Source organism: Duncaniella muricolitica (assembly GCF_910574735.1).
Classification (GTDB): Bacteria; Bacteroidota; Bacteroidia; order Bacteroidales; family Muribaculaceae; genus Duncaniella; species Duncaniella muricolitica.
Genome location: NZ_CAJTCF010000120.1, coordinates 1 through 6,713 on the forward strand (window position 1 = coordinate 1; position 6,713 = coordinate 6,713).

Here is a 6,713-nt window from a genome sequence, read left to right on the forward strand (position 1 = left end):
AATTTTTAGTGTTAAATTTTCATGCTAAACATCAGATTTTTAACGGATTAAACACTTGGCTCCTCGGAGCCGTTAACAAATTCTCAAAAAATAACCGAAGTATTGTTTATAGGAATAATCATTTATTGCTATAAGCATGAATGGCAAAAACTTGAATCATTAGAAAAAGAGAATCAAGCGGCGGATGAATTACGTCAGAAAATAAATGAATTAAACTTTCATTTGACAGGACTTTCTCTATTAGGAGAAACCGTATTGGAATGGAATAAGGATGAAAGAGGACACTATCACGCCAAACGCATGGCAATAGACAGTATGCTATGTAATTTCAGAAGAACTTATCCGACAGAGCGGATTGATAGTGTACGTTATCTTTTAGAGGATAAGGAGCGACAGATGCTCTCGATTGTACGGATACTTGACAAGCAGCAAGCCGTTAACAAGAAGATAGCCGATCAAGTACCGGTCATCGCACAGAAAAGTGTGCAGGAACAGCCAAAAAAGCCGAAACGAAAAGGATTTTTGGGCATATTTGGCAAAAAAGAAGAAGTGAAGCCAACAGCAACAGCTACTATGCTTCATTCGCTCAATAAAAACATAATCAGCGAGCAAAAGGCACAAAGCCGCAGATTGTCAGAACGTGCCGACAGTCTTGCGGAACACAATGCGGAACTTAACAGACAACTGCAAGAACTGATTCGCCAAATTGATGAAAAGGTACAGATTGACCTAAAAAATCGGGAAAATAAAATATCCTTGATGAGGAAAGAGTCGCTAATGCAAATAGGTAGTTTGACAGGATTTGTACTTCTATTGTTAATCATTTCTTATATCACCATATACCGTGATGCAAAACAAATAAAACAATACAAATGCAAAACAGCGGAGTTAATCGGGCAACTTAAACAATCCATACAACAAAACGAAGCTTTAATAGTTTCACGAAAGAAGGCAGTACACACAATAACCCATGAACTGCGCACACCGCTTACGACAATAACCGGCTATACCGAATTGTTACGGAAAGAATGCAGCAATGGAAATAATGTGCATTTTCTTCAAAGCATACAACAATCCTCCGACCGTATGCGGGATATGCTCAACACCCTGCTGGACTTTTTCCGCTTGGACAACGGAAAGGAACAGCCCAGACTGTCACCCTGCCGCATTTCAACAATCGCACATACCCTTGAAACGGAGTTCATGCCAATCGCCATGAACAGGGGGCTTTCCTTGACCGTAAAGAACGAAAACGATGCGGTTGTACTGACCGACAAAGAGCGAATAATCCAAATCGGGAACAACCTCCTGTCAAATGCCATCAAGTTCACGGAGGAAGGTGGTGTGTCGCTAACTACCGGCTATACCGACGGAGTGCTGATACTGATAGTCGAGGATACAGGCACAGGCATGACCGAAGATGAACAACAACGTGTATTTGGTGCATTTGAACGCCTCTCAAACGCCGCCGCAAAGGACGGCTTCGGGCTTGGACTTGCCATCGTGCATAATATCGTGACAATGCTACACGGAACAATACGGCTGGATAGCGATAAAGGGAATGGTAGCCGTTTCATAGTGAAAATACCCATGCAGAAAGCCGAAGACGTACCGAAAAAAGAGATACAGACTTGTATCCACCAAAAGGACAGAAACCTCAATGTTGCCGCCATAGACAATGATGAGGTGCTACTCCTGATGCTGAAAGAAATGTATGCACAGGACGGAATACACTGCGACACTTGCACCGATACGGGGGAACTGATGGAAATGGTACGCCGGAAAGAATACAACTTGTTGCTGACGGATCTGAATATGCCCAGTATAAACGGTTTCGAGTTGCTGGAACTGTTGCGATCTTCCAACGTGGGCAATTCACAGACAATCCCAGTGGTCGTGGCAACCGCTTCGGGCAGCTGCGATGTGGAGGAACTTCTGGAACGAGGCTTTGCCGGATGCCTTTTCAAGCCGTTCTCCATATCGGAGCTGATGGAAGTTTCCGACAAGTGCGCTATTAAAAATACACAGGACAGTAAACCGGACTTTTCTGCTTTGCTGTCCTACGGCAATGAAGCTGTCATGCTGGAAAAGCTGATAACGGAAACCGAGAAGGAAATGCAGGCGGTTCGGGATGCGGCAACGCGAAACGACCTGCAAGAACTTGATGCCTTGACACACCATTTGCGCAGTTCGTGGGAGATACTCCGTGCCGACCAGCCGCTGAGGATACTTTATGGAGTGCTACATGGAAAGGCAATGCCGGAAGAAAGTGAGTTAAGCCATGCTGTTACCGCAGTATTGAATATGGGAGCGGAAATAATCCGACAGGCAAAAGAGGAAAGGAGAAAATACGAAAATGGATAGGACAAGAATAATCGTCGTGGAGGATAACATCGTGTATTGCGAATATGTCTGCAACCTGCTGGCACGAGAAGGCTACCATACCGTAAAGGCTTACCACCTATCGACAGCGAAAAAACATCTGCAACAGGGGACGGATAATGATATAGTGGTTGCCGACCTGCGTCTGCCTGACGGCAACGGCATAGACCTGTTGCGCTGGATGCGCAAGGAGGGGAAACTACAACCCTTCATCATCATGACCGATTACGCCGAGGTGCATACGGCAGTGGAAAGCATGAAACTCGGTTCTTTGGATTACATACCCAAACAGCTTGTGGAAGACAAACTCATTCCACTTCTCCATTCCATACAGAAAGAACGACAAGCGGGACACCGCCGTATGCCCGTGTTCGCCCGTGAGGGTTCCGCCTTTCAGAAAATCATGCACCGGATAAGGCTGGTAGCCGCTACCGATATGAGCGTGATGATATTCGGGGAGAACGGCACAGGCAAGGAACATATCGCCCACCACCTGCACGATAAGAGTAAACGGGCGGCCAAACCATTTGTGGCGGTGGACTGCGGTTCTCTCTCCAGAGAACTTGCGCCATCGGCTTTCTTCGGACATGTCAAAGGCGCGTTTACAGGTGCGGACAGTACCAAGAAAGGATATTTCCATGAGGCGGAAGGTGGTACGCTATTTCTCGACGAGGTGGGTAATCTCGCATTGGAAACCCAACAGATGTTGCTCCGTGCCATACAGGAAAGGCAGTATCGCCCGGTCGGAGACAAGGCGGACAGAAGTTTCAACGTCCGCATCATCGCCGCCACCAACGAGGATCTGGAAGCGGCAGTGAGTGAAAAGCGTTTCCGGCAGGATTTGCTCTACCGTCTGCAAGACTTCGTGATAACCGTGCCGCCCTTGCGTGACTGTCAGGAGGACATCATGTCGCTGGCGGAGTTCTTTCGGGAGATAGCCAACAGGGAACTGGAGTGTAATGTAAGCGGTTTCAGTTCCGAGGCCAGAAAAGCGTTGCTGACCCACGCATGGCCGGGCAACGTGCGCGAGCTTCGGCAGAAAATCATGGGAGCGGTATTGCAGGCTCAGGAAGGTGTGGTCACGAAAGAGCATCTTGAACTTGCCGTGACGAAACCGACCTCACCAGTCAGCTTCGCCCTACGCAATGACGCGGAGGATAAGAAACGGATAATGCGTGCGTTAAAGCAGACAAACGGCAACCGAAGTGCCGCCGCCGACCTGTTGGGAATAAGCAGAGCTACACTTTATAGTAAACTTGAAGAGTATGGACTTAAATATAAATTCAAGCAACCATAGCCCGTAATTCGCTGAATTTCGCTATCTTTGTAGAACATTTGAGAAATAACGGCGATTGGCTGGAGCTTTTCGCCGCCGACATATAGAATAAGACCGCAAGGAGTTTCAAGCGTAAATCTGGTAAATTGAAACTAAACGAAGCTAATTGCGTGATGCTTATGCTATGCCTACGCATAGCGTGCATTCACGTATTTCGTTTAGGGGCTTTACCAGAGCCTACGCTTGAAGTAGTGTGGATTGCACGCTACTTTTTTTGCACCTTGCCTAACGAAAGGATACGATTATGGGAAAAGTTCAGATTCTTGCCGTCCTTACAATAGACGGATGTCTTTCTTCCGAGTTATATGGCAAAGCGCATAAGGATTTGCGTCTTGACCGTTGCGGTCTTGATGAAATCAGAAAAAACGCCCTTTACCGTGTCACGCCTGACTATTCCATCTCTATGCTGCACGAATGGCGAGAAGACGGCACAAACACCTGCTATCTTGCGGAAGCGACACCTGACACGGCGGACTATATCAACGGGCTGCTGCGTATGCAGGCGGTAGATGAAATCATACTGTACACCATTCCTTTCATTGCTGGAACCGGACGGCATTTCTTCAAGTCGGCACTCTACGAAAAACACTGGACACTTGCTTCGCTGAAAAGCTATCCCAACGGTGTATGCCGTTCCATATATGCCCTTGACAGATAAATAAGAACACCTGAAATGTATGCCGGTCATACATTTTAATTTACGAAAAATTATATAAATGTCTAATTTATAGTCAAATTAAGTCTTCGTCAATTCATTCCTGATAAAAAATATCAAGATTTATACATCTGAAATCCAGTGCTTTGTGAAAACGGGTGCCGGATTTTCTGTTTTCTGCCACGCTTATTGCCAATAATATTCATGTGCGCATACCGAAAAACAGAGTGTAAAACTTCAAAATTGACAGGAACATGAACTACTTTTTATTAGCGGAAACCGACTTTTTCCGCCTGATAAACGAAGCCGGCGACTGCAATATGGAAACGGCATATATGGCTTTCGCCACCCAAGTGATCGAACTGTGCAATGGCAGCATGGACGCAAACCGTACCATCATCGCATTGGCATACATTGAAATCGAGTTACAACACCATCCCGTGCGCAACCTTTCCGAAGAAAGGAAAGAGATTGCCGCATACGTCAGCAAGGCTCTCTCTTTCGTCAGGAAGATGCAGAAGTTCCTTGCAATGTCCCAAGTGCCACCACTAATATCCGCCAACACTACAACCGATAACACTGCCAACCTCCTGCAATGGACGGGCAACGCCATCGACCTCGTGGAACTTATCTACGGCATTGACGAGATGGGCTGCATCAACAACGGCAAAATGCCGCTCAAACAGCTCGCTCCGCTTCTTTACAAGATATTCGGTATTGAATCAAAGGACTGCTACCGTTTCTACGTTGACATCAAACGCAGGAAGAACGAAAGCCGCACCTACTTCCTCGACAGGATGCAGGAAAAACTGAACGAGAGGATGCTGCGCGACGAAGAGTTGGAACGCATGAGAAAATGATATCAAAAAACAAGCGGGACAGGTTTTGAAACTTGTTCCGCTTATTTCCATTATTGCCAATAGGTTACTTCTGCTGCAACAGATGTTTCAGGTTATCATCGTTTGCGATACGCTCCAGTTCCTCCTGAACAATCTGTTTCACCTCTTCCTTGATTCGCCTGTAATTAGCCTGCACCGTTTCCTTCATGCGGTCGTTGCCATTCTCGTCCGTGAAGTCGGTAATGACGGGGATAGGCTTGTAGGCACTTTCCTCCCGCTTCACCTTCTCGGCATCCACCACAATCTCGCAGTGAAAAATCTTCTGCTCGATGCGCTCGTTAAAGTTGTCGGACACCGAACCGACAAACATTCCCTGCGTAAGCCCGGAAATCTTGCTCGGTGGAATGAGCGCGTCCATCTGCGTGTTGATGGAGGTGGACACGTCCTGCCGGTTGATGGAAATGGACTGCCGCTTCTGCAACACCTTACCAAACCGCTCTGAGAGCGTCTTGGCAGTTTCGCCTACCACCTGACCGGAGAAAATGTTGCCGACAGTATTCATCACCACCTTCGCCTCTTTGTCCCCGTAGTCACGCACCAACTGACTGAAATCCTGAAAGCCCAGACACACGGCAACCTTGTTGCTTCGTGCGGTGGCAATCAAATTGTCAAGCCCCTTGAAGTATATCGTCGGCAGCTCGTCTATGATGACCGACGACTTCAACATCCCCTTCTTGTTGATGAGCTTCACGATACGGGAGTTATACAGACCGAGAGCCGCCCCGTAGATGTTCTGACGGTCGGGATTGTTGCCCACGCAGAGGATTTTCGGCTCTTCGGGATTGTTGATGTCCAGCGTAAACTCGCTGTCAGACATCACCCAGTAGAGCTGCGGGGAAATCATCCTCGAAAGCGGAATTTTTGCCGACGCTATCTGTCCCATGAGCTGCTCCGCAGCCCCTCCGAGCCACGCATCCATAAATGGGGAAAGGTAGTTCTCCAGTTCGGGATAAGAGGTCAGTATCGGAAAAATATCCTCATAGCGGCGGTTCAAAAACTCGATGGCATGGGGAAACGTGCAATACTTACCGTTCTGATAGATTTTGAGATACCAGATAATGCTGGCAAATAAAATGATAGGTGACTCCACAAAGAAGTCGCCCTGCTTTTGCACCCAAGTTTTATTGAGGTTGAGCATTATCGTGTATGCACTTTCGTAAGCGTCCGTAATATCCTCCATGAAATCCGGATGTATCGGATTGCACCGATGTGAACGTCGCGGGTCGTCGAAGTTGATTACATAGAACTTTGGCATCACCTTGTAGCCCTCCGAATTGTTCATCAGGTGGTTATAGGCGATGGTAGAGAGGTCGGGATATTTGAAATGTAGGCTAAGCACCCGGCGCCGTGTCATATAATCATGACCGGTTTCCAAATACTCGCCTCCGAACCGGACGTACACCTTCCAGCGTATCCGGCTCTCCGTTTTGATATTCAGTCT

General features: G+C 47.3%; 5 protein-coding genes. 4 read left to right on the forward strand and 1 reads right to left on the reverse strand.

All coding sequences use genetic code 11. The annotated features are described in order from the left end of the window. Positions 1 to 114: 114 nt before the first annotated feature. The 4 genes from QGT73_RS16560 to QGT73_RS16575 all read left to right on the forward strand — a co-directional run bounded on the left by QGT73_RS16560 (position 115) and on the right by QGT73_RS16575 (position 5,233). Positions 115 to 2,364: a hybrid sensor histidine kinase/response regulator gene (locus QGT73_RS16560; protein ID WP_425278420.1), complete on the forward strand. Its 2,250-nt coding sequence runs from the start codon at positions 115 to 117 to the stop codon at positions 2,362 to 2,364. Further along, positions 2,357 to 3,679 (forward strand): sigma-54-dependent transcriptional regulator, encoded by a 1,323-nt coding sequence (locus QGT73_RS16565; protein WP_016270924.1) that lies wholly within the window; start codon positions 2,357 to 2,359, stop codon positions 3,677 to 3,679. Before QGT73_RS16560 ends, QGT73_RS16565 begins: the two co-directional genes overlap by 8 nt. A 283-nt stretch (positions 3,680 to 3,962) precedes the next feature. Further along, a complete protein-coding gene (locus QGT73_RS16570) occupies positions 3,963 to 4,376 on the forward strand; it encodes a dihydrofolate reductase family protein (RefSeq protein WP_010801778.1) in 414 nt (137 codons plus the stop codon). A 251-nt stretch (positions 4,377 to 4,627) separates the two neighbouring features. Continuing rightward, the gene (locus QGT73_RS16575) at positions 4,628 to 5,233 is read left to right on the forward strand and encodes an RteC domain-containing protein (protein WP_010801779.1); all 606 of its coding nucleotides are present in this window, start codon (positions 4,628 to 4,630) and stop codon (positions 5,231 to 5,233) included. 64 nt (positions 5,234 to 5,297) lie between these two features. Here QGT73_RS16575 and QGT73_RS16580 read toward each other — a convergent pair. After that, positions 5,298 to 6,713 (reverse strand): TraM recognition domain-containing protein (locus tag QGT73_RS16580; protein WP_280123173.1); only part of this gene is annotated, 1,416 nt, incomplete at its 5' end.